The organism is Pseudomonas sp. NPDC077408, from assembly GCF_050269105.1.
Classification (GTDB): domain Bacteria; phylum Pseudomonadota; class Gammaproteobacteria; order Pseudomonadales; family Pseudomonadaceae; genus Stutzerimonas.
Genome location: NZ_JBNNHS010000002.1, coordinates 170,064 through 192,941, shown reverse-complemented (window position 1 = coordinate 192,941; position 22,878 = coordinate 170,064). Strand labels below are relative to the sequence as shown.

The 22,878-nt window shown below is 61.2% G+C and carries 24 protein-coding genes; 8 read left to right on the top strand and 16 right to left on the bottom strand.

Going from position 1 to position 22,878, the window contains the following annotated elements; genetic code table 11:
- Positions 1-20: 20 nt before the first annotated feature.
- Positions 21-650 carry a TetR family transcriptional regulator gene (locus tag ACQKEK_RS05970; RefSeq protein ID WP_045424521.1) on the bottom strand — a complete coding sequence of 210 codons (630 nt, stop codon included), beginning with the start codon at positions 648-650 and terminating at the stop codon, positions 21-23.
- Between the two features lie 216 nt (positions 651-866).
- Between ACQKEK_RS05970 and ACQKEK_RS05965 the strand changes: the two genes are divergently transcribed.
- Positions 867-2,066 (top strand): multidrug effflux MFS transporter, encoded by a 1,200-nt coding sequence (locus ACQKEK_RS05965; RefSeq protein WP_499141566.1) that lies wholly within the window; start codon positions 867-869, stop codon positions 2,064-2,066.
- A 24-nt stretch (positions 2,067-2,090) separates the two neighbouring features.
- Here ACQKEK_RS05965 and ACQKEK_RS05960 read toward each other — a convergent pair whose 3' ends face one another.
- The gene (locus ACQKEK_RS05960; RefSeq protein ID WP_499141564.1) at positions 2,091-3,104 is read right to left on the bottom strand and encodes a zinc-binding alcohol dehydrogenase family protein; all 1,014 of its coding nucleotides are present in this window, start codon (positions 3,102-3,104) and stop codon (positions 2,091-2,093) included.
- Between the two features lie 107 nt (positions 3,105-3,211).
- Here ACQKEK_RS05960 and ACQKEK_RS05955 point away from each other — a divergent pair, with 107 nt between their 5' ends.
- A complete protein-coding gene (locus tag ACQKEK_RS05955; protein WP_499141563.1) occupies positions 3,212-4,132 on the top strand; it encodes a LysR family transcriptional regulator in 921 nt (306 codons plus the stop codon).
- A gap of 27 nt (positions 4,133-4,159) precedes the next feature.
- On the opposite strand, the gene ACQKEK_RS05950 is transcribed toward ACQKEK_RS05955, so the two are convergent.
- The 3 genes from ACQKEK_RS05950 to ACQKEK_RS05940 all read right to left on the bottom strand — a co-directional run bounded on the left by ACQKEK_RS05950 (position 4,160) and on the right by ACQKEK_RS05940 (position 6,660).
- Positions 4,160-5,110, bottom strand: a complete 951-nt coding sequence (locus tag ACQKEK_RS05950) for an adenosine deaminase (protein ID WP_499141561.1) — start codon at positions 5,108-5,110, stop codon at positions 4,160-4,162.
- A gap of 528 nt (positions 5,111-5,638) precedes the next feature.
- Positions 5,639-5,920 (bottom strand): hypothetical protein, encoded by a 282-nt coding sequence (locus tag ACQKEK_RS05945; protein WP_499141559.1) that lies wholly within the window; start codon positions 5,918-5,920, stop codon positions 5,639-5,641.
- 149 nt (positions 5,921-6,069) lie between these two features.
- Positions 6,070-6,660, bottom strand: a complete 591-nt coding sequence (locus ACQKEK_RS05940) for an IMPACT family protein (RefSeq protein ID WP_499141557.1) — start codon at positions 6,658-6,660, stop codon at positions 6,070-6,072.
- Positions 6,661-6,860: 200 nt separating this feature from the next.
- Between ACQKEK_RS05940 and ACQKEK_RS05935 the strand changes: the two genes are divergently transcribed.
- On the top strand, positions 6,861-7,190 hold the full coding sequence (locus tag ACQKEK_RS05935) for a four-helix bundle copper-binding protein (protein WP_128120113.1): 330 nt from the start codon (positions 6,861-6,863) through the stop codon (positions 7,188-7,190).
- Between the two features lie 51 nt (positions 7,191-7,241).
- Here ACQKEK_RS05935 and ACQKEK_RS05930 read toward each other — a convergent pair whose 3' ends face one another.
- From ACQKEK_RS05930 to dksA, 3 genes are read right to left on the bottom strand one after another with little or no spacing between them, the layout of a single operon-like run.
- Positions 7,242-7,886 carry a DUF1826 domain-containing protein gene (locus ACQKEK_RS05930; RefSeq protein ID WP_499142211.1) on the bottom strand — a complete coding sequence of 215 codons (645 nt, stop codon included), beginning with the start codon at positions 7,884-7,886 and terminating at the stop codon, positions 7,242-7,244.
- Positions 7,886-9,088, bottom strand: coding sequence for a zinc metallochaperone GTPase ZigA (gene zigA, locus ACQKEK_RS05925; RefSeq protein WP_499141555.1), 1,203 nt, complete (start codon positions 9,086-9,088; stop codon positions 7,886-7,888). Before zigA ends, ACQKEK_RS05930 begins: the two co-directional genes overlap by 1 nt.
- A 39-nt stretch (positions 9,089-9,127) precedes the next feature.
- Positions 9,128-9,502, bottom strand: coding sequence for an RNA polymerase-binding protein DksA (gene dksA / locus ACQKEK_RS05920; RefSeq protein ID WP_499141553.1), 375 nt, complete (start codon positions 9,500-9,502; stop codon positions 9,128-9,130).
- A gap of 366 nt (positions 9,503-9,868) precedes the next feature.
- Between dksA and rutR the strand changes: the two genes are divergently transcribed.
- The 3 genes from rutR to ACQKEK_RS05905 all read left to right on the top strand — a co-directional run bounded on the left by rutR (position 9,869) and on the right by ACQKEK_RS05905 (position 11,305).
- The gene (rutR, locus tag ACQKEK_RS05915; protein WP_499142210.1) at positions 9,869-10,519 is read left to right on the top strand and encodes an HTH-type transcriptional regulator RutR; all 651 of its coding nucleotides are present in this window, start codon (positions 9,869-9,871) and stop codon (positions 10,517-10,519) included.
- A 220-nt stretch (positions 10,520-10,739) separates the two neighbouring features.
- A complete protein-coding gene (locus ACQKEK_RS05910) occupies positions 10,740-10,910 on the top strand; it encodes an acetyltransferase (protein WP_499141551.1) in 171 nt (56 codons plus the stop codon).
- Positions 10,910-11,305, top strand: a complete 396-nt coding sequence (locus ACQKEK_RS05905; RefSeq protein WP_499141549.1) for a type II toxin-antitoxin system death-on-curing family toxin — start codon at positions 10,910-10,912, stop codon at positions 11,303-11,305. Before ACQKEK_RS05910 ends, ACQKEK_RS05905 begins: the two co-directional genes overlap by 1 nt.
- Positions 11,306-11,357: 52 nt before the next feature.
- On the opposite strand, the gene ACQKEK_RS05900 is transcribed toward ACQKEK_RS05905, so the two are convergent.
- From ACQKEK_RS05900 to ACQKEK_RS05890, 3 genes are all read right to left on the bottom strand, one after another.
- Positions 11,358-12,539: an MFS transporter gene (locus ACQKEK_RS05900; RefSeq protein WP_499141547.1), complete on the bottom strand. Its 1,182-nt coding sequence runs from the start codon at positions 12,537-12,539 to the stop codon at positions 11,358-11,360.
- 91 nt (positions 12,540-12,630) lie between these two features.
- Positions 12,631-13,620 carry a GlxA family transcriptional regulator gene (locus ACQKEK_RS05895; protein ID WP_446697540.1) on the bottom strand — a complete coding sequence of 330 codons (990 nt, stop codon included), beginning with the start codon at positions 13,618-13,620 and terminating at the stop codon, positions 12,631-12,633.
- Positions 13,621-13,849: 229 nt separating this feature from the next.
- The gene (locus tag ACQKEK_RS05890) at positions 13,850-14,656 is read right to left on the bottom strand and encodes a DUF6597 domain-containing transcriptional factor (protein WP_499141545.1); all 807 of its coding nucleotides are present in this window, start codon (positions 14,654-14,656) and stop codon (positions 13,850-13,852) included.
- A 90-nt stretch (positions 14,657-14,746) separates the two neighbouring features.
- Between ACQKEK_RS05890 and ACQKEK_RS05885 the strand changes: the two genes are divergently transcribed.
- Positions 14,747-15,205: a carboxymuconolactone decarboxylase family protein gene (locus tag ACQKEK_RS05885; protein ID WP_499141544.1), complete on the top strand. Its 459-nt coding sequence runs from the start codon at positions 14,747-14,749 to the stop codon at positions 15,203-15,205.
- Between the two features lie 40 nt (positions 15,206-15,245).
- On the opposite strand, the gene ACQKEK_RS05880 is transcribed toward ACQKEK_RS05885, so the two are convergent.
- Complete coding sequence (locus ACQKEK_RS05880; protein WP_499142209.1) at positions 15,246-15,704, bottom strand: hypothetical protein; 459 nt, start codon at positions 15,702-15,704, stop codon at positions 15,246-15,248.
- Between the two features lie 288 nt (positions 15,705-15,992).
- Here ACQKEK_RS05880 and ACQKEK_RS05875 point away from each other — a divergent pair, with 288 nt between their 5' ends.
- Positions 15,993-17,018 (top strand): CNNM domain-containing protein, encoded by a 1,026-nt coding sequence (locus tag ACQKEK_RS05875; RefSeq protein WP_046163128.1) that lies wholly within the window; start codon positions 15,993-15,995, stop codon positions 17,016-17,018.
- Between the two features lie 39 nt (positions 17,019-17,057).
- Here ACQKEK_RS05875 and ACQKEK_RS05870 read toward each other — a convergent pair whose 3' ends face one another.
- The 4 genes from ACQKEK_RS05870 to ACQKEK_RS05855 form a co-directional block, all read right to left on the bottom strand.
- On the bottom strand, positions 17,058-19,286 hold the full coding sequence (locus ACQKEK_RS05870) for an esterase-like activity of phytase family protein (protein WP_499141542.1): 2,229 nt from the start codon (positions 19,284-19,286) through the stop codon (positions 17,058-17,060).
- 234 nt (positions 19,287-19,520) lie between these two features.
- Complete coding sequence (locus tag ACQKEK_RS05865; protein ID WP_499141540.1) at positions 19,521-20,696, bottom strand: PQQ-dependent sugar dehydrogenase; 1,176 nt, start codon at positions 20,694-20,696, stop codon at positions 19,521-19,523.
- Between the two features lie 49 nt (positions 20,697-20,745).
- Positions 20,746-22,038: a PQQ-dependent sugar dehydrogenase gene (locus ACQKEK_RS05860; RefSeq protein WP_499141538.1), complete on the bottom strand. Its 1,293-nt coding sequence runs from the start codon at positions 22,036-22,038 to the stop codon at positions 20,746-20,748.
- Positions 22,035-22,484, bottom strand: coding sequence for a DUF2231 domain-containing protein (locus tag ACQKEK_RS05855; protein WP_499141537.1), 450 nt, complete (start codon positions 22,482-22,484; stop codon positions 22,035-22,037). Before ACQKEK_RS05855 ends, ACQKEK_RS05860 begins: the two co-directional genes overlap by 4 nt.
- Positions 22,485-22,878 lie beyond the last annotated feature (394 nt).

Below are 22,878 nucleotides of genomic sequence, written 5' to 3'. Positions count from 1 at the left end.
CCGCGGTTTTATGCGATAGGTCAGTGGGCGACGGAACTGTCCCAGTCCTTGACTAGGCCACGGAACACCGGGTCGATCAGGGCGGCGCAATCCTTTTCCGGATCGAACAGGGTCGGGTCGCGGGTCCAGTCGCTGAACACACCGACGATCAGCGCGTGCAAGGTGCGCGCGGCCAGTTTTGGCGTGATGCCTGGATAAAGACTGTCGGCGGCACTCTCCAGCAGTTTCTCGCATAGCTCGATAAACAGATTGATGAACGCGTGGTGGCGTTCTTCCGCTTCGCGCAGTTCTTCCGTGAATTCGCAGCGGTGCAGAAGAATGGTCATCACGCGGCGCTTCTGCTCGTCCCGACCCAGTGCACTGATGCCTTCGATGCAGAGTTCATGCAGCGCTCGCAACGGCTGCTGCTGGGTGCAACTGCAGAGTCGCTCGGCCATTTGCTCCGGCGGCAGGCGAACCTGGTTGAGCATTTCATGAAACAGATGTGCCTTGTTCTGGAAATGCCAATACACAGCGCCGCGAGTCACCCCGGCGTCTCGGGCAATCTGATCCAGGCTGGTATGCGCCACACCCTTGTCGAGAAATAGCCGCTCGGCAGAGGCGAGCAGGGCGATACGGGTCTTTTCGGCGTCTTCTTTGGTTCTTCGCATGTGAGAGCTACGGCAGCCTGACGCTGCATTGAATAAGGCCTTGGCGGGCGGGCTATGCGGAGTTCGTCCTTCAACTTCTGCAACTTCTGCAACTTTGGATGTTTACAATCGTCTGTGTATGTAACAGCATCTGACCTTCTCTGTAAATGATCGATCTCTACCGCGACTTCCCTGCGCGTTGACGTTTCGGCTTTTTCCGCTTCGCGAGTTCTCTCCATGCCCCTTCCGATTTTGCTCATTCTGGGTGCTCTTAGCGCCTTTGGCCCGCTGGCCATCGACTTCTATCTCCCAGCGTTCCCCTCGATTGCGCGCGCTTTTGCCACAGACGTGGAACACGTTCAGCTGTCGCTGGCGGCTTACTTTATCGGCCTGGCCCTTGGTCAGTTGATCTATGGGCCCCTGGCGGATCGGTATGGCCGGCGCTGGCCGCTGTTGGTGGGCGTGACGCTGTTTACTCTGGCGTCGCTGGCGTGCGCGTTCGCGCCGTCGCTGGACTGGCTGATCGCCGCGCGTTTCGTCCAGGCGCTGGGTGGCTGTGCAGGCATCGTGGTGACCCGCGCGGTTGTGCGTGACAGCTGCGATCCGGTCCAGGGCGCCAAAGTCTTTTCCCAACTGATGCTGGTGATGGGGCTGGCGCCGATCCTCGCACCACTGGCGGGTGGGCTGTTGATGAACGCCTTTGGCTGGCAGGCGATCTTCGTCTCGCTGACGATATTCAGTGCGCTGTGCGGCGTTGCAGTCGCGATGCGGCTGCCGGAGACCTTGCCGGCCGATGCGCCCAAACACGCCCTGAGCGGTACCTTCGGGCGCTACGTCGCGTTGTTTCGTGACGGCGAATTCATCGCCTTCGCGCTCTCCGGCGGTGTAGCCATGGCGGGCATGTTCGCCTATATCGCCGGTTCGCCCTTCGTCTTCATCGAGCTTTATGGCGTTCCGGCCGAGCACTACGGATGGCTGTTCGGCAGCAATGCGGCTGGATTCATCCTCGTTTCGCAGATCAATGCACGGCTGTTGCGCTTGCGCGGTCCGGGTTTCTGGTTAAGGCGCCTGGTTTGGTTCTACTTCGCTTGCGGCGCGGCGCTGCTGCTAATCGCGCTGAGCGAGCCCGATGCGCTGTGGCCGTTGCTGATCCCCTTGTTCGCCGGGCTGGCGAGCCTTGGCAGCATCCTGCCCAACGCGACTGCTTGTGCCATGGCAAAGCAGGGCAAGCAGGCGGGGCTGGCGTCGGCCTTGATGGGCAGCATGCAGTTCTGCGTCGCTGCCTTTGCATCGGCAGCGGTGGGTTGGATGCATAACGGCACCGCGGTGCCGATGGCCCTGGCAATCACTGTATGTGCCGGCCTGGCGGCGTGTCTGGCCTGGTACACCGGCCAGATCGCGATTACGCAGCGCAGCCAGGAGTCCGCCTCGTCCTGAGGCGGCACGCCAGCCGACCAGAGGTCAGAATCCTTCGAGGACGACCTTGCCCTTGGCTTTGCCGCTTTCGATGAAAGCATGGGCGCGACGCAGGTTCTCGGCGTTGATCGTGCCGTAGTGCTCTCCCTGCGTGGTTTTGAGTACACCGCTATCGATCAGCTCGGCGACCCGGTTGAGCAACTGGTGCTGGGCGATCATGTCCGGCGTCTGGTACAGCGAACGGGTGTACATGAACTCCCAGTGCAGCGACAGGCTCTTGCGCTTGAGCAGGCTGATGTCGAGGCTTGCCGGATCATCGATCAAGGCCAGGCGCCCTTGAGGCTGCAACGCCTCGACGATCTGCGCCAGATGCACGTCGGTGTGGGTCAGGCTGGCGACGTGGGTGACGTCGGCGATGCCCACTCGTTGCAGCTCGGCGGCCAGTGGCTGGCTGTGATCGATCACTTCATGAGCGCCCAACTCTCGCACCCAGTCCTGGGTTTCGCTGCGCGAGGCCGTGCCGATTACCTTCAGTCCGGTCAGCTGGCGCGCCAGCTGCGTCAGGATCGAGCCGACACCTCCTGCTGCACCGACGATGAGTAGACGCTGGTCACGCTCATCTTTGCTTGCGCTGATTTGCAAACGTTCGAACAGCAGTTCCCAGGCGGTGATCGACGTCAGCGGCAGCGCCGCTGCGGCCGCGAAATCAAGTGTTGCGGGCTTACGGCCGACGATGCGTTCGTCTACCCGATGCAGCTCGCTGTTGGCGCCGGGGCGGTCCAGCGCGCCGGCATAGAACACCTCATCGCCGGGCTGGAAGAGGGTGACTTCGCTGCCCACCGCGCGCACCACGCCGGCGACATCCCAGCCGAGCACCTGATACTGACCGGCTTCCGGCTGCACACGCATGCGGATCTTGGTATCCACCGGGTTCACCGAAATGGCGCGGACCTCAACAAGCAGGTCGCGCGGGCCGGGTGCGGGATCAGGCAGTTCGATGTCGATCAGTGAATTCACGTCGTCGACTGGCAGGGATTGTTGGTAGCCGATGGCTTTCATCGTGAGTCTCCTTCTAGAGCTGAGCATTGAATACCGCCATGTTCGGCTTTCGCGCTGCGATGAAAAACCGCATATTTCGCAGAGACTCTTTCAATGGAATATTGAAAATGCTGCGTAGCGATGACCTACAGGTATTCGTACTGACCGCTGAACTGGGGAGCCTGTCGGCCGCCGCTCGACAGTTGGAATTATCGCCGGCCGTTGCCAGTGCGGCGCTCAAGCGACTGGAAGCGCAATTGGGTTGCCGCTTGCTGGTGCGTTCGACCCGGAGCCTGAGGCTGACGGGCGAAGGCGAGCTCTATTTGCCCCATGCGCGTTCGGCCTTGCAGAGCCTGGTCGAGGGTCAACAACTGCTTGCGGGCGGTAAAGCGACTATCAGTGGCACGCTGCAGCTGTCAGCGCCGTCAGATTTCGGCCGCAATGTGCTTCTGCCCTGGCTGGACGAGTTCCAGCTGCAGCACCCGCTCTTGAGCCTTCGATTGTTATTGGCGGATCGCAATGCCGACCTGTTTCGGCAGCCGGTCGATATCGCGCTGCGCTATGGCCAGCCGGAAGATTCCAGCCTGGTGGCGGTCCCGGTGGCGGCGGCCAATCGGCGCGTGCTCTGCGCTTCGCCGGGCTACCTGGAGGCACATGGATCGCCGCGCACGCTGGCCGACCTCGTCGACCATAATTGTCTGCGATTCATGTTGGCCGGGCGGGTGCATGAGCGCTGGTGCTTTCTCGACGACCGCCACCGCGAGCTGGAGCAGCTGGTGAGCGGTGATCGCGTCAGCGACGATGCCGATGTAGTGCGCCGCTGGGCGCTGGCAGGGCGGGGTGTGGTGTATAAATCCTGGCTGGACATCGCGCAGGATGTACAGACGGGACGACTGGTAGTGCTGCTGCCGGAGCTGCTGGGCGAGTCGACGCCGCTGAACCTGATCTGTGCCCATCGTGCTCATTTGGGCGAGCGGGTGCGGCTGTTGCATGAGCATCTGGTCGAGCGATGCCAGCGGCTGATCCAGCTGGCGCCGTTCGCCCACTGACGGGCCGCCCACGGCGGCCCTTATCGATTACTTGGCCAGGCGGGCGTCGAGGCTGTTCTGTGCCAGCCGGCGTGCCTGATCCTCGGTCATGCCCAGGCTTTCATGCAGTGCCATGAAGTTCTCGGTGACGTAGCCGCCAAAGTAGGCCGGGTCGTCGGAGTTCACCGTCACCTTCACGCCCTGTTCCAGCATCTGCAGGATGTTGTGTTGGCTCATGTCGTCGAACACGCAGAGCTTGGTGTTCGATAGCGGGCAGACCGTAAGTGGAATCTGCTCGTCGATCAGGCGCCCGATCAGTTTCGGGTCCTCGGATGCGCGCACGCCGTGGTCGATGCGGCTGACCTTGAGCAGGTCCAGCGCTTCCCAGATGTATTCCGGCGGGCCTTCTTCGCCGGCATGGGCGACGGCGAGGAAACCTTCAGCGCGGGCTTTGGCGAAGACGCGCTCGAACTTGCTCGGTGGATGTCCCATTTCGGAACTGTCCAGGCCGACCGCGAAGAAGGCGTCACGGAAAGGCATCGCCTGTTCCAGCGTCTTGAAGGCTTCCTCTTCCGGCAGATGGCGCAGGAAGCTCAAGATCAGTCCGCTGCTGATGCCAAGCAACTCGCGGCCGTCAGCCAGCGCGCCGCTGATACCGCGCATCGCGACTTCGAAGGGGATGCCGCGATCAGTGTGAGTCTGCGGATCGTAGAAGGGCTCGGTATGCACGACGTTCTGCTCTTCGCACTTCTGCAGGTACGCCCAGGTCAGGTCGTAAAAGTCCTGCTCGGTACGTAGCACATCGGCGCCAGCGTAATAGAGATCGAGAAACTCCTGCAGGTTGCCGAAGTTATAGGCGCTGCGCAGCGCGTCGACGTTATCCCAGGGGAGGGCGATCTTGTTGCGTTCAGCCAGGCGAAACAACAGCTCGGGTTCGAGCGAGCCTTCGAGGTGCAGATGAAGCTCGGCTTTCGGTAGGGCGTTGAGCCAGTCGTACATGAGAGATTCCCCATCTGGAAAAGGCGCATTTAATCACGCTGGCCGGATTGACCCCAGGGTCAGATTGGCTGCCGATGGACTGATGTTCCCGCGCTGCACGTTCAGTTCGGTCACGAGTCGTTCGGACTGTGCAAAAAATGAGCAAGGTCGTCGAAGCGAGAGCGGGCGCGGTTAAGCACGCTTAGCCCAACGGTTATCCACAATCTTGTCCACCTGTTCTGCGGATAACCGCAAAGGCGCTTAATGGCGGTATGAAATCATCCGCTTTGATTGATTTTCTGAGCTAAAAACGCTTGGTAATCAATGGTTTTGTGCACACCGAGATACTGTTTTGGCGTTTCGGTTAAAAAATGAACGCAAGTATCGAGGCCGCGTCGCCGTTGGGCTTGCCGCATTTCTCCCATTGTTATCCACAAGGTGATGCACACGAACGGTGGACAACCTGCGGACGAAAAAAAGCCACGCTTGCCTGGGGCAGCGTGGCTTTCGAGTGCAGACGCGCCAGTAAGGCGCACGCTCTACAGTCTGTCAGTTCTGAGTGGGGGCGGGGGTGCGTGGCTCCACTGGTTCACCTACGTCCGGCTCGTCGTCGTCGGGCATGGTGACATCGACATCAGGCACTGTGACGGTTTTTTCCTTGGTGCCTACGTCCACTTCTGGCGCATCCACGTCGTATTCCGGCATGTTGCCGCCTTCGACTTCAACATCTGGAAGCGAGCCTTCTTCGGTTTTCTCGACGTCGCAGCCTGCCATCCCAAGGGTGGTGAGCAGTACGGCGCCGGGGATCAGCCACTTATATTTGCTTCTCATTCATCAGACTCCTGTTTCGCAGCGGAATGCGTGTCTCGGCACTTCCACTCGTTTGTGTTGGGGCACGTACGCCTGAATGCGCCGACCCAACGGCAAGTGCCGCTGTTATAGGGACTTCTCTGATATCGCGCAGTTCAACGGGGGGATGCTCAAGGGTCAAGCGGGTGCAGTTCCGAGCGGCCACGGCTGATGTCGGACAGCAGTTTCTGCACCTGTGGTTGTTGCGCCGCGGGGAAGGCCAGCTGCAGCTCAGCGCCTTCCGCGTCGAAGGTTTCGCTTTCGATCAACGCATCGAAGTCGCTCAGTCGCGACTTGAGCAGCGCCAGCTCGGCAAAGCGGCAATGACAGCTGCAGCGAACCCGGGCGACCAGCTCGACGCGCTCGCCGGCCTGCAGGCATTTCGCCGCTGAGCCGCCGTAAGCACGTGCCAGGCCTCCGGTACCCAGTTGTATGCCACCGAACCAGCGAATCACTACCACCACCACCTGGTCGCACTCCTGCCCTTCGATCGCGGTCAGCATGGGCCGCCCGGCCGTTCCGCCGGGCTCGCCGTCATCACTGAAACGGTACTGATTGCCAACCTTCCACGCCCAGCAGTTATGCGTGGCGCTGGCGTCGCTGACCGCCTGGATGAACGCCTGAGCCTCCTCGGCACTGGACACGGGCGCAGCCTTGGCGAGGAAGCGGCTCTTGCGGATGGTTTCCTGATATTCGCAAGGCGCGGCAAGAGTGGAGGTCATGTGCATAGCGGAACTGGCCAGTGGGGGCGAGGAGTGTAGCGGCGACGGTCGCCGATTGGGACCTGATGCACAACGCGCCATGGGGTGACTGGACCATTGGGTCGATCCAACTGAACTTCGGACGGCGTGCCCGGCACGAATGTTATGACGGGGCGATAGCCCTCACCCCATTCGCGAACATCGACCTTGGAGGACCCCCAATGCTCAATTCCAAGTACGAGGCTTGCATTCAGGCCTGTTCCAACTGCGCCATCGTATGCGAAACCTGCGCCGCATCCTGCCTGCGTGAAGACGACGTCAAGATGATGGCTCGCTGCATCGAACTCGACCGTGATTGCGCAGACCTCTGCGCGCTCGCCGCCACGTTGATGGCACGCGACAGCAAGTTGGCCAAGGAGATGTGCCGTATCTGTGCCCAGGCCTGCCGCGAGTGTGCCGAAGAGTGCGGTAGCCATCAGATGGACCACTGCCAGGCCTGCGCCGAAGCCTGCCGCCAGTGCGCCGAAGAGTGTGAAAAGATGGCTGCCTGATCGAAATGAGCTACATCCCAAGGGCCGATTAGCGCAGCTATTGGCCCTTTTTCATGCCAGCCAATCGAGCGTCAGGATCAGTCGCTTGTTTGCCAGGGAGGTCAGCGGTGACCGGTGGATGATGCCGGCGCCTTCGTTTTCGGCCCATTTCTCGCCTTTGAAGAGCGCGACTTCACCTGCTAGCAGTTGCTGAATGTCTCGGCTGTCATGCGGTTCAGCAGCCGGCTCGCCCAGACGGTGACGCGGCATGGCATCTTCGTGCAACCACTCGCTGCCGGCGCCGGCATAGGTGGTGATCAACCGCAGCGGCACGTGATCGACGTGGAAGCGGGGGCACATGGGCTTGTCCAACACACGCAGGCGCACCCCGATGCGCCGTGCTTCAAGCAGGCACGTGAAGGCGCTGACAAGCCACGCTACATCGGCGAGGAATTCGCTGTGACCGGTGACGCCACGGTAGGCTGCCGCCAACGATGGCATCGATACGGTGCCGCTTGCGTCTGGCTCGACGGTCAGTGATTCGGACAAGGGCTCGTCCAGCGCCAGCAGCACCCCGGCGAAGTGAGCGATTTGAGACGGTAACTGACGCTGCCAGGCCGCCAAGTTGACACCATCGATCAGTGCATCGGCGAGCACAGCAGACGAGTCACCAAACACCTGCTGCGGTGATGCCCAGGGCAATTGGCTCGCCAGCATCATGCGACCTCCTCGAACCATGGAGCGAAGGGATCATCCATGCGCAACCAGTGCTCTGGACCAAGGTTCCATTCGTAGTCGCTGAGCAGGCAGGTGTCGAGTTCTGCGCGCAGGCGGTGGAAGTCGATGTTCTGGCCAATGAACACCAATTCCTGTCGGCAATCACCGCATTCGTCGGTCCATTTTTGCTGGATCGCGGCGCGTGATGCTTCGTCTTCCGGCCACTGGGCCTCGGGTGTGAAGCGCCACCAGCGCCCAGCATAGTCGTAGCGCATCAGGCCGCCAGCCTGGGACCAGCTGCCGGCTTCCTGCGGACGACTGGACAACCAGAAATAGCCCTTCGAGCGAAGCAGGCGGCCATTGGTCCATTCGCGGTTAAGGAAGCTGTGAAAGCGCTGCGGGTGGAAGGGCCGCCGCGCGAGGTAGGCCGTCGAGGCAATGCCATATTCCTCGGTCTCCGGGACGTGCTCGCCGCGCATTTCCTTGAGCCAGCCCGGCGCCTGGGCGGCCCGCTCGAAGTCGAAGCGGCCGGTATCGAGGATCTTTGCCAGGGCCACATTGCCCATGCTCATGGGCAGGATTTCGGCATGGGTGTTCAGACGGCCCAGGATCGCGATGAGCTCCTCGCGCTCGGCGCTGGAGATCAGATCGATCTTGCTGATGAGGATGACGTCAGCGAACTCCACCTGCTCGATCAACAGCTCAGTGATGGAGCGCTCATCGTCCTCGCCCAGTGTTTCGCCGCGGCTTGCCAGGCTCTCGGCTTCGTGGAAGTCGCGCAGGAAATTGACCCCGTCGACTACCGTGACCATGGTGTCCAAGCGTGCAAGGTCGGCGAGGCTCTGACCCTGTTCATCGCGAAAGGTGAAGGTTTCGGCCACCGGCAGCGGCTCGGAAATGCCGGTTGATTCGATCAGCAGATAATCGAAGCGACCCTCGCGGGCGAGCTTGCCAACCTCTTCAAGCAGGTCCTCGCGCAGGGTGCAACAGATGCAACCGTTGCTCATCTCGACCAGTTTTTCTTCGGCGCGATTAAGACTGACGTCGCGCTGGACTTCGGCGACGTCGATGTTGATCTCGCTCATGTCGTTGACGATGACCGCGACGCGGCGACCTTCACGGTTCTTCAGGATGTGATTGAGCAGCGTGCTTTTGCCGGCGCCGAGGAAGCCGGACAGCACAGTGACGGGGAGGCGATTCATGGCGATCTCTCAGGCGGTTCGTTGGTGTTTTTCGCGCTCTTATTGGCGCTCTTTGGCTTCGATGCACAGCGTCGTAGTGGGGCGCAGCAGCAGGCGTTTCAGGCCTATCGGCTCGCCGGTTTCGGCGCACCAGCCGTAGTCGCCCCGGGCCAGGCTATCGAGGGAGTCGTCGATCTTGTCGAGCAGCTTCTTTTCCCTTTCCAACAGCCGCAGCTGCCACTGGCGCTGTTCTTCGGTGGTGCCGATGTCGGACGGGTCGCTACTGGGCTCGTAGTGGCGCAGCAGCTGAAATTCCTCGGCAATGCGCGCCTGCAGCTCCGTGCGTTGGCGCAGCAGCAAGTCGTGAAAGAAAGCTTGCTGGGCTTCGTTCATATAGGCGTCGGCAGGGAGGGCGAGGAGTTCGGCTTCGGTCATGGCAGGTGCACAGCAAATTGAATGCAATAGTTATAACATAACATTCGCGTTGCGATGCAACATGAGGCGGTGTCCATGCAGCCAGCTGGAGATCGGCTGATTGAGCCCAGCGTTTGAAACAGGCGCAGGACAGAGTGTGAGTCGGCCTGAAAGGCGGTCTGCGATTCGTGGGATAGCCAGATCAGTCCATGCGCTGCTCTGACGCTGCGCCCGTTGAGCAACGATAAGGTCGACCGTCGGCATTCCTGCGCGCATGCTTCGCCTCGCGCTACAGTAGCGGCCCGTTTGAGCCCGACCGGTAGCGATGTGACAGACCAGACCCCCGTACCACCACGCCGACGCCTGACTGCCAGCAAGACCGCCAAGATAAAAGGCTCGGCACGCGAGCCCAGTGCCAGCGCAGTCGACCGCCGTTCGCGCATGATCGAAAGTAAGCGTGAGACCGTCATCGATGCCGCACTCGGCCTTTTCTCCCGCTTCGGCTTGTATGGCACCAGCCTCGATCAGATCGCCACCGCGGCCGACGTCTCCAAGACCAATCTGCTGTACTACTTCGACAGCAAAGAAGAGCTCTACGTCAGCGTTTTGCGGCAGTTGCTGGAAGTCTGGCTGCAGCCCTTGCAAACATTTGCTGCGGACCAGGACCCGATCGAAGCGATAAAGGACTACCTGCGCGTCAAACTGGAGCTTTCCCGTGATTATCCTGCCGAGTCGCGGTTGTTCTGCATGGAAGTCATGCAGGGCGCGCCGCTGATGCTTGGCGAGTTGGAACAGCCTTTGCGCGAGCTCTTCGAGAGCAAGGTCGCGGTCATCCAGGGCTGGATAGACGCCGGGAAACTGGCCCCGGTCGAGCCCCGTCACCTGATCTTCTCGCTGTGGGCCACGACGCAGCACTACGCCGACTTCCGCGTGCAGATCGAGGCAGTTACAGGCAAAACGCTGGATGATCCGGTGTTTTTTGAAGAAGCGCTGACGAGTTTGCAGGCGCTGATACTCGATGGGATTCGGCCGCGCTGAGTGGCTTGCCGGTGTGGCAGGTAAGAACTCAACCACAGAATCGCTGTAGGGCATCCGAAGTCAGCTTCGACGAAATAGTCAACGACAGGCTGGTCGGTGCGCGCCAGCGGTGTAGAGTAAGCACTATTTGTCATCAGGCCTATGTAGGTAGGATTGGTAAACACAGCACGGCTAGTCACTAGAGTTTTTACATGGTCAGTGTTTAAAGAAAGAGAGGAACATGAACAAGAAAATCGAAGCTTATGGAGTTAAGGCTGTAAAGAGGCCAAAGATACCGGCTATCAAATTTCTTGATCTTTCGGGAATATATGGCCAACAAATTGTGAAGTCTGAAACTAAGTTGGTGCTGAGATCTCATAGGCAGACTTTTAAGAAGCTGGCCGATATGTAATGGATCTGATCTTCTTTCCATTCGAGCGGGTTGTTGAAATAAATTCTTTCATTCTCGAGCATGAGCCTGGGATGAAAGGTTGCATTGATATCGGCAAGCTTCAGGGGGCGTTGGGCCGAATTGATCATGCAATCGTATATGAGGGGCTGGATGATGTTTTTGAAATCGCAGCAAAATACGCATCCTGCATATCGGTAGCACATTCGCTACCTGATGCTAACAAGCGAACCGCGTTGGCAGTTGCATTGGAATATCTATCGTTGAATGACTATGAGCTAAGCGAAGACAATGAGCTTTTCGCTGATGCGCTGAGGGACTTGGTCTTGGGGCACCTTGATGAGAGCGATTTCGCCGACTTGCTCTATGCGCAATATGCGATGGAGAACGCCCGCTAAAGTAGCTTTTGAGCTCTCCTTCACCGCTCCTATGTTAATTTCAGTCAGTCAGTCAGGCTGGCTGCCGTTGCCGATAGGCCTCGGCAAGCTGCACCAGCAGTACCAGAGCGACGATCGGCAGCATGCCGATGTTCACCGCGGCCCACCCCGCCTGCGCGATCAATGCACCCGAGGCGAATGACATCACGGCGGCGACACTGCCGTTGCAGAGTTCCATCAAGCCCTGTGCCCGCGCTCGTTCCTGCGGCCCGTGCCCCTGCCCCAGCTGCGTGGTGCCGGCCACCAGTATCAGATTCCAGCCGACACCGAGCAGGCAACTGCTGATCAGAAAATGCAGATGGCTGACACCGAGCAGGGCGACCAGCGCGCTCGCGATAAGCAATCCGCCGCCCAGGCAGGCCACCATCCTGCTACCCAGCCTGTCCACCAGCGGCCCGGCGATGAACGCCGGCAGGAACATGCCCAGCATGTGCCACTGGATCACCTGACCGCTGACCTGCAGGTTCATGCCTTCGCCGTGCATTGCCAGGGGCGTTGCGTTCATCACAAGAATCATCAGCCCGTGTCCAGCAGCGGTGGTCAACACGGCAGCCCTCACCACTGGCCGGGCAAGGAGGTCGCGCCAGGACACCGCGGAGGAGGCTGCCGGTACGGGTGCGCTAGCCTGGCTGCTCTTTAATCCTGCCAGGACGAAGAATCCCACCGCTGCCAGTGCAGCGATCATCAGATAGGCGCCCGCGAAGGGCACGGATACCAGGCCGCGTGCGGCGTCGCCGAGCGCGGGTGCAGCCAGCGCAGCGACCACGCCGCCGCCGATCACACATCCTGTGGCTCGGCCCCTTAAGGCTTCACTCACCGCCTCCATGGCTGCGAACCGGTAATACATTGCTGACGCCTGATAAGCGCCGATGGGCAGTGCGCCGAGGCAGAGCAGGGTGAAGCTGTCCAGCCAGAGCGACAGTGCGCTTGTCAGACCGCCCAGCACACCGGCCAGGGTGCCAACGAGAAAGCCTATGGTGCGGCCGCGGCGCTGCATCAACCACGCAATAGGCTGCAGAGCGAGCAGGCCGCCGAGCATCAGCACTGCAAGCGGCAGGGTCGCCAGGTCTGCAATGGGTGCCAGGTGAAGGCCGACGATGGACGTCAGGATGATGCCGGTCATCGAGCATGACCAGAACAGCGCCTGGGCGATGAACAAGCGGAGTACCTGGCTGTTGCTGAACAGTAGAAGCATGGGGTCGGTCCTTGTCATGAAAAGCGGGCACAGCGGAGCCTGGCAGTGAGTCGGATTGCCGTAAGCGATAAGTTGGGAGCTGGAGGGGGCGCTAGCCGAAGCGCTGGAAGAAATCCCGTGGGCTGACTGCAAGATGCTTCTGGAAGCTGCGCCTGAGGTTTTCCGGGTGGCCGAATCCGGTCAGCCGGGCCACCGTCGCGATCGATGCCTGGGCATCGAGCAGCAGGTTGCGTGCCGCCTCGAGCCGTACGCGTTCGACGTACTGCCCAGGGCCCATGCCAACCTCCAGGTTGAACAGTCGGCACAGGGTGCGTGGCGTGATGTGCGCCTGCTCGGCCAGCGCCTCGATGGACAGGTCTTCGCCCAGGTGTCCGGGAATCCACTCGAGCAGTTCAGCGAGGCGGGCCACGCTACCGGTCGGCGCGGCCAGCATCGGGCTGAACTGGGTCTGCCCGCCTGGCCTGCGCAGAAACATCACCAGTCGTTGCGCCACTCTGAGGGCCAGCGCACGCCCAAGGTCTGCCTCGACCAGCGCCAGTGCAAGGTCGATACCCGCCGTGACGCCCGCCGAGCTGAACAGGTGAGCGGACTCCCGATCCGTCGGGTCGTAGGTATGCAGCCGGTCGCCTTGTACCTCAATAGCGCTGTATCCACTCAAGGCGGCAAGGTCCGCCCAGTGAGTGGTCGCCTTGCGGCCGTTTAATAGCCCGGCTTCGGCCAGAATCAAGGCGCCAGAACATACCGAGCCCAGGCGGCGTATCTGCGGTTCGGCACCGCGAAGCCAGTCCAGCAGCGAGCGGTTGTGCATCTGCACCTGTACGCCACTGCCTCCCGGAACCAACAGCGTGTCCAACCCCGTGGGATCCATGCTGCCCCACGGGGCGTCCGCAACTAGCTTGAACCCCGCGGAAGTAGCAAAGGGACCGGCCTGTTCGCCAATCAACAGCAGCGCATAGTGGGCGGCCAACCCCTGTCGTTGGCGCTCGACGTTGGCCGATGCAAACACCTGCATCGGCCCGGTCACATCCAGGCTCATGACGTCGGGGTAAACCAGGCAGGCAATGGTGCGAGTGGCGTCCATGGTGCACCTCTCAGGAAGATGCCTGCAGTCTGCTGCTGTCACGGCCGTGTCGCAATGACAAGGACCCCACGGATCTTGCCATCACCTGTGAGCTTACTGCTTCCCCGGCTGGGCTTTGCCGGACGGCATAATTGGATGGTCGCCGCGTTCGCATGCGCTTGAGATGACCGTGAGGCGCGGGCATGCCGATCTGTGTGGACAGGCAATCCGGCGCGTGGAATGAGGAGTCTTACCTCTCCGCGACCTTTACCCGGGCCCGATATTGCCCCGGCGTCATGCCGACCACCGTCTTGAAATCGTGGATGAAGTGCGCCTGGTCGCTGTAGCCGCAGACCATGGCGGTATCCAGCAGTGGCTGGCCGGCGCGTAACTGGTTGCGGACCAGCGCCACACGCTGGATACGGCTGAATTGCTTGGGCGTCAGACCGACCTGATAGCGAAACAGCCGTTCCAGCTGGCGCTGGCCGAGCGGTACGGTCTGGAGCAGGTCCGCCAGCCGCGCCCGGCCCTGGTTGCTGGCGATCTGTTCCAGCAGCTGCTGCACCGGGGTGCGCCGCGCTTGGAGCGCACCGAGACGACCGAGCAGGGCCCGTTCAACCAATGCCTGCTGCGCGTCTCGTTCCAGTTCGGCCAACTGATCGATCAGATGCGCGAGCGCCAGCCTGGGCCAGTCAGCGTCCTGAAGACCGGTCAGTTCGTCGAGGCCGATGCCGAACACCGCGGCACCCATGCCGGGAAGAAAACGCACGCCCATCATCTTGACCCGGCCGACCAGCTGCAGCCGGGTGCTGGCTATTTGCGGCCCGGCGATGAGGGCCCGTCGCCCGCGCGGGGTGCCATCGAAACGCAGCGGATCAGCGAAGTTGAAGATGAGCCCGCTGCCGCCGTCCGGGTGCAGCATCTGCTCGTCATAAACCTGCGAGCCGTCGCCTTCCAGCCACCAGAAACGCTGGACGTACGCGGCCAGCGCCGGGCTTGGCGGGCGGGTGACGAAGCCCTGCAGGGAGGGCAGGCGGCCGTGCAAGGAAGCGGACATGGCGGACGCTCAAAGATGTCGAAAATCTACAATAGCGCAGCGTGGCGGCTGCGTAGCCTGGGTTGCACATTCAACCGAGGAGTGACCACCATGCGTATGAACTACCAGACCGCCGCACCTGACGTGATGACCGCCTTGATAGGGCTGGAAACCTATCTGGCAAGGCAGAGCCGCCGCGAGGATGGCGTCGACAAACCGCTGATGGAGCTGGTTAAGATCCGTGTCTCGCAGATCAACGGATGCGCCTTCTGCATCGACATGCACACTAAAGACGCCCGCGCCCTGGGCGAAACCGAACAGCGCATCTATGCCCTGAGCGCTTGGCGCGAAACGCCGTTTTTCACCGACCGCGAACGTGCTGCGCTGGCCTGGGCCGAGGCCAATACGCTGCTGCCTCAGGGTGTGTCGCAGCGGTTGTTCGAGGAGGCGCGCGAGTATTTTACCGAGGCCCAGCTCGCTAACCTGACCCTGGCCATCGTGACCATTAACGCCTGGAATCGCTTCGGGGTGTCTTTCGCGCCGGTGCCGGGCAGCTACCAGCCGGAGTAGCGCAACTACCTAGCACCGCTCGGCTGGAAGGACGAGCGGCTCAGGGCATGATCTGCTGGTTGCCCATGGCGCAGAAGCGATGCGCCTGCCGGGCAGCCGGCAACGCCCGAAGCTGCGTCATGCATTGGGCCTGACTCGACGTCCGTTCTACGTTGAGCTTCGAATGTTCGTCGACGCCAATCAGGTACGACCGGTTGTAACGTGGACCGTCTTGCCAGCCACTGAATTGCTGGTCGCTGATTGCGCAGCGGTATTGCATGTGGCCGGAGAAACCCTTGAAGCGGTCGCTGCGGAAAATGTGATGGTATTTTTGCCAGTCACGGTCGCGCTGGCCCGCGCGCACCGCTTCGCGGCAGCCTTCCAGTTCGGTGATGCTTGGTTCATGCAAGAAAATGCTCTGTGCCAGGCTGGAGCCGTCGAGCTGCATCGTGGCCACCAGATCGACCCGCTGTTCGGCTGCCTGTGTCGGTAGCGCCAACAGCAAACCCAGCGCCAACATCCCTGTTCTGATCAATCTGCAATGCTCCTGAAGGGCTGTCTCATCGAGGGCCGCACCCTAGCCGAGGAGTGTGTCGGGAAACAAGTGCGAGGAGTATCTCGGCAGACGGGTTGGCTCGCTGGCCCGTTGCGTGGTCGTGAACTCCCTTGAAGGCTGCTGTCGAAATCAGTGTCCTGCGCGAGCGTTCGAATGGGGAAATCAAATGTTGCAAGCCCATCGCGGTAATCAGCTAACCCCTGGCAGCTTTGCTGTAAATTGGCCTGCCATTGGCAACGAAACCTCCCTTACATGACCCTCCTGATAGCGTTCGCTGTCTTATCCATCCTCGTTTCATTCATCTGCTCGATCCTGGAAGCTGCGCTGCTCTCGCTGACGCCTAGCTTCATCGCACACCAGAAGACGTCCCGTCCGAAGCTCTACGAGCGCTTGAAACAGCTCAAAGACAAAGTCGACCAGCCACTTGCGGCGATCCTCACCTTGAACACCGTTGCCCATACCGTCGGCGCGACCGGCGTCGGCGCTCAGGTCACCGTGGTGTTCGGCAACGGCTACGTCGGTATCGCTTCAGCGGTGATGACGGTGCTGATCCTGGTGCTCTCGGAAATCCTGCCCAAGACCATCGGTGCCCGTTACTGGCGCACGCTGGCGCCATTCCTGCCGCCGGTGCTGAACGGGATGATCTGGATCCTGAAGCCGTTCATCTACCTGTCCGACATGATCATGCGGCTGGTCGGCGGCAAGGAGCCGGAGCACGACATCCGCCAGGAAATCAAGGCGCTGACGGTGCTAGGACGCGAGAACAAAAGCCTCGACGAGGACGAGCAGCGCGTCATCAGGAACATTCTCGACCTGCACGAGATCAAGGTCCGCGACGTGATGACGCCGCGCACGGTTTGCGACCATACGGCACCGGAAACCAGCATCGGCGCATTCAAAGAGCAGGTTGCTGACAGCCAGTTTTCGCGCTACCCGGTGATTGGCGACAACGAGAGCCCGCTGGGTGTCGTGTTCCGCTATGACGCGCTGTCAGCGACGGACGACGAAGCACCGGTCTCTTCGATCATGAAGCCGGTGAAGGTTTCGCCGGAGCTGACCAGTGTCGAGAACCTCATGACCCAGCTGCTGCACGAGCGTCAGCATATGTGCCTGGTCTACGACGAGTTCGGCAGCTGGCGCGGTTTGGTGACGCTAGAAGACATCATGGAAACCATCATCGGCCAGCCGATCATGGACGAAACGGACGACATTCCGAACATGCGGCGCTTCGCCAAGCGCCGCTGGGATCATCGCATCAAGCGCGCCCGCGAGAGCTGAGCGCTGCTGTGGAGCGGCATTGCCGCTCCGCAGGCAGAGTCAGCGCTTGATTGTGCCGAGGCGCATGAAGCGCGTCTCGCCGCTGGCGTCTTCCACACCATCGTTGTCGGTGACGACGAACAGACGGCCCTGCTTGTCGACTGCCGCGCCTTCGACCTTGTCCAGCACCCAGCCGCCAGTGCTCTGCAGATCAGGCAGCAGATCGCGCTCCAGATGCTTGCTCACCAACGGGAAGCTCTGGCCTTCGGCTACGGGCTGCACGCCGGTCAGGTCGATGCGGTACAGGCGCTTGATTTGCGCTGCCGGGCCTTGCTGGTTGTCACGTTCGATGACCAGGAACTGACCGTTACCGATGGACGTCAGCTCGGACAACCCGACCCAGCCGCCTTCGACAGCCGGGTCGAGCGGGTAATGGACGAAGCTCCACTCGCCGCTGCTCGGATTGAATACGCCGATGCGCACCTTGCCGGCCGGGTCGTTCTTCCATTCGCGCTGGAAGGCCACATACACGCGGGTGCTGGCGCCTTCGCCGACCACCGATACGCCTTCGAATCCATTGCTGGTGCGCTGTGCCGAGACGGCTTTCGGAAGCGCGTATTCGGCCAGCACATCGCCTTTTGAATCGGCATGGATCAGCAGGTTCGGCTTGGCCTTGCCGCTGCCTTCGGAGGCCAACCAGAAGTCGCCATTGCTGGCTTGGGCAATGCCTTCCAGGTCGTAGTTGACGGTCTCGCCGTCCTTGCGCAGTTCGGTCTGCCCGTCGATGACTGCAGGTGTTTGACTGGTGTCGATGTGGAAGATCCGGGAGGCCTTGTAGTAGCTATCCGGTACGGCATACAGGCGATCAATCTGCGTACCGTCCGCAACCAGGCCGCTGAGCGCTCCCCAGGGGATCAGATCGCTCTCGCTGGAGCGGATCTCCGGATAATTCGCAGTCCTGGCGCCGTACTGATAAATCGAAATTGTCGAGCGATAGCCGTCTTCGGCCGAATCTTCTTCACTGCTGACCACCAGCAAGTTGCGCGCTGGGATCGGCAGGATGCCTTCGGGCCCCATGCCGGCCGGTAACAACTGATGCATCACGGGTGCCCAAGGGCGGGCAACGTCATACACCGCGACGGCGTTGCCGCGCTCGCTACCCACGAACAAGAAGTCCTGCTTACGGAAACTGGCCGCCGCGATGCCTTCCGGCTCGATGCCTTTGTTCTCCGAGCGATTCTCCGCATAGTGGCCGGCGCGGATGAAGGCGTGTTCCATCGACACCCCGGCGTCATGCCAAACCTTGCTGTCGTAGTCGAACAGCGTGAAGCCGCGGCTGCCGCCTTCCGCGCCCTCGGCATCCTCATAGTCGCCTTCGTTGGCCGTCGCCAGCAGCGGGCCGACCCAGGCGATCGAATCCGGCTCGCGGCGTTTGCCAGTGAGTACACCGACCGGCTGGATGCGGTCGTTCTCTTCCACATCCACGCCTTCGAGGTCAACCTGTCCGGCACTGAAATGGCGCAACACCCGGCCGCGACGCAGGTCGACGAGGACGATGTGGTTGTTTTCCTGCAGCGTGACGGCGGCCACGTCCTGGTCGTTGATGCTGACGTATTCCGGCTCCGGATCGCCTGGAGCGACCTCGGCCAAGCCAGTCAGGTCGACGTCACGCGTGCTCCAGCGCGACGGCTGACCTTTGAGGTCGACGATGCGCAGGAAGCCGCCCGGCAGTTGCGGAAGCAAACCATCGTTGAGGTCTTCGTCGCGTTCGTTCTCGATGGCGACCGCGGCATAACGGCCCTTCGGGCTGACGGCGATGGAATCCGGCTGACCGCCCATGGGCAGCGTGGCGACGCGCTTGGGTTGGGCGGGATTGCGAATGTCGAACACCGCCAGCACGCCGTCGGGCTGGGCAAAGCTGGCCGAAGTATTGACCGCCACCAGGACAAAGTGGTGATGCACTGCGACCGAGGTCGGCTCGCCTTCGAGCTTCACGAAGCCTGCAGGCTTTGGCGATTTCGGGTCTTGAATGTCGACCAGGCCGATCCGCTCGCCGGGGCTGTCGGTGTAGATCAGCGTACGGCCGTCGCGGCTGACTGCGGTGATTTCAGCGACGGTTTCGCGGGAGGCGTCTTCGTCCGCACCGAGGTTGTTGTACACCGGAAACGTTGCAACCCGCTCGAAGTATTCCGCGGCGCGCGATGAGGCAGCCTGAGAGGCGAGCGGCAGCAGGGCCAGTGTTAACGCGGTGGATAGCGCGGTACGGGTCAGGCGGGTCGGTGTTCTCATGCGAGCCTCGGCGTTTGGCGATGGGGTTTGGCCGAAACACGCTAGGCGGGGTCTGTTACGAGGTTGTGACGAGGCTCGTTGGGGGCAGCGATTGAATCGTTCGATGGATAGGGAAGGGGGATGATAGGCGGTTTTACCCATCGCCTAGGGCCAGATCCAGGCTGGGGCTGGCTGTTTTCACGCCCTTGATATCGAAGCTGCGCCACTCAAGGCGCAGCCCGTTTGATGCCTCGCCTATTTTGGACTGAGCTCCAGCAAACGCCCACCATCCCCATCTTCCAGCAGCCAGATGCTGCCGTCCGGGCCTTGCTCGACTTCGCGAATGCGTGCGCCCATGTCGTAGCGAGCGGCCTCGCTGGCTGCCTCGCCGTTCAAAGTGACACGGACTAAAGCCTCGGCCGACAGGCCGCCGATAAACGCATCACCTTTCCAGTCCGCAAACCGTTCGCCGTCGTAAATGATCAGGCCAGCCGGGGAGATCACTGGTGTCCAGGAAATCTTGGGCTCGATGAATTCAGGGCGGGTGTCGTGATCGGGTATCGGCCGCCCGCCGTAGTGATCGCCGTTCGAGACTTCCGGATAACCGTAGTTGCCGCTTTTCTGGATCAGGTTGAACTCGTCGCCGCCTTCCGGGCCCATCTCGTGTTCCCACAAGCGGCCCTGCGCATCGAACGCGATGCCCAATGGGTTGCGGTGGCCAAGTGACCAGATCTGCGCCGTCACGCCGCCTTGGTCGGCGAACGGATTGTCGGACGGTACGCTCCCGTCCTCGTTCAGGCGAATGACTTTGCCGAGATTGGCGTTCATGTCCTGTGCAGGGGTGAACTTCTGGCGCTCGCCGGAGGTAATCCAAAGTTTGCCGTCCGGGCCGAACGCAAGACGATGCCCGTAATGGCCTTTTCCTGAGACCTTGGGCGCCTGCCGCCAGATCACTTTCGGCTCTGAGAGGGAACCGCCATCGTCGCTTAGCTTCAGGGTTGCACGGGTGACGGCTGCGCCCCGGTTGTCACCGTCGCCATGCTCGGCATAGCTGAGGTAGATAACGTTGTTCTGTGCGAAATCGGGATGAAGGATGACGTCACCAAGCCCGCCCTGACCGCCATAGGCCACCTTTGGTACGCCCTTGATTTCGTGAACCGTCCCGGTCTCCACATCGACATGCTTGAGCACGCCGCGTTTTTCCGTGATCAACGCCGTCCCGTCTGGCAGAAAGGTCATGGCCCAGGGTTCGGAGAAACTGGCGCGTGGCGTTGCGCTGAACGGCCACTGATCCTGTTCAACGGCTTCAGGCGCAGCGGTTGCGAGCGAAGCCGTACCCAGCGCCATGGCGCTAACGAGGTGCAGAGAGAGTCGCTTCATCACCATCTGTTCTCCAAAAGTCAGGCCCCAGCGCACCTGCGGTGGGGCCATGCGATCAGGCTCTATGCCGGGCGTATCACGCAACTTCCGGCCGTTGGGCTTACTGCGTTCGGGTCACCCGCCATACGATGTTAGCCAAGTCGTCAGCCACGATGAGAGCACCGCGTGGGTCGACCGTCACACCCACGGGCCGACCATGCGTCCCTTCGGCGGTGCGGAAGCCCGTCACGAAATCAACCGGCTCGCCCGAGGGTTTCCCGTTCCTGAATGGCACGAAGACCACCTGATAGCCGGACGGGTTCTCGCGGTTCCAACTGCCGTGCTCGCCAACGAACACGCCTTCGGCAAACTTCTCGCCCATGACCGGTGAAGAGAAGTCCACGCCGAGCGCAGCGACGTGCGGGCCCAGTGCGTAGTCCGGCTTGATCGCGGCCGCGACCAGATCGGGGTTCTGCGGGCGAACACGATCATCGACGTGCTGCCCCCAGTAGCTATATGGCCAGCCATAGAAGCCGCCTTCTTGTACCGAGGTGAGATAGTCAGGGACCAGATTGGGACCAAGCTCGTCCCGCTCGTTCACCACCGCCCACAGCTGGTCCGTGTCGGGGCGAATCGTCAGTGCCGTTGGGTTACGCAGGCCCGTTGCGTAGGGCTTGTGCGCACCTGTCTCCGCATTGATCTGCCAGATCATGGCCCGGTCGACTTCCGCCTCCATCCCGCGTTCGGTGATGTTGCTGTTCGAGCCGATGCCAACGTACAAGAAACGCCCGTCCGGGCTCGCGGCGAGCGCCTTGGTCCAGTGATGGTTGATCCGATGCGGCAGGTCCGTGACCTTGACCGGCTCGCCACTGGCCTCGGTCTGACCTTCCTGATACTCGAAGCGCACCAGCGAATCCTGGTTGGCCACGTAGATGTTCCCATTGGCCAGTGCCAGGCCATACGGCGCGTTAAGGTCGTCCGCAAATATCTTCTGCAACTCGTACACGCCGTCACCGTCGGCATCGCGAAGCAGGGTCAGACGGTTACCGCTTTTGACGGAGGTGGTGCCCTTCGCCTTGATGTAGCCGGCGATGACATCCTTCGGTCTTAACTTGGGTGCATTGCCGCCCCGGCCTTCGGCCACCAGGATGTCCCCATTGGGCAGCACGAGGGTTTGCCGCGGGATCTGCATATCCGTCGCGATCGCGCTGACCGTGAAGCCCTCGGGTACCGTTGGCTTCTTATCACCCCAGCCGACCGGGTCGGCAATCGTCATGCTGGGCAATAGTCCGCGCTCAGGATCGACAAGTTTGGGGTTCTCACCTTTTACCAACGCGATGTCCTGATCCGCGCCGCCGCATGCGCTCAGTAACAACGCCACGCTCAGGGCGCTTAGTGGGGCTGCGTATTTCATGCTTCACCTCCAGCGCGCAGATTGGTAAAGCCGATCCAGGTCGCCGCACAGGCCAGGATGGTCACGATCACCGAAAGGACCAGGCCTGACGGCATGCTCGCCCAGGCGTCTTTGGCGTGCACGAGCGCATTAAAAAAGCCCAGCACCCAGGTAGCGGCCAGGAGCACCAGATAGATCAGCGGCCGCCCTTTCTTATGGGTGGCTTTGACCAGATTGACCAGCGCGAAAAGGATCGCGAACCCGCAGAAAACCAGGCCCCCGGCGATCAGCCAAGACGCGAAGTTGGTCCACTGAATCTCATAGGTCTGGAAGTACGCGATATCGCTTAGCAGGCCGCCAAGAAACAGCGGGACGGTCCCCCCGAGCAACGTTGCGTGAACTGGGTTAGGTACATGGCGCGAGATGCTGTGTGTCGTGTGATGCGTGCTGTGGGTGATAACGGTCACGGAAGCGTCCTCATCGCTGGACGACCCAGGCCTGATGCATCGCGCGGATGCGCCTGCTGCCTGAATCGCTCTGACTGTGCATAAATGGGGATCGTGCCGTTGGGGGGGAAGTTCACTTCGGTTGGTCTTGATTGGCGCGTCTCGAGGCGCATGTGCGTGCTGATCTGCCTGTTAGGTGGCACGCAACCGTGTCAGGCTCGCAAGGATTTTTACGACTGACGAGTGCTGCCCAGGCAGGTACTCAGCGAGTGCGTCGATAATCACAAGGAATTTCCCGCTTGTTTTATCTTTAATTAATCCTCAGTTTGCGCACCATCTCTTTCCGTGGGCTAGTCATTTTTCAGGGGGCGGCGCGCAAACTTTCCCTGTTCAACTAAATAATATCTATTTTGTG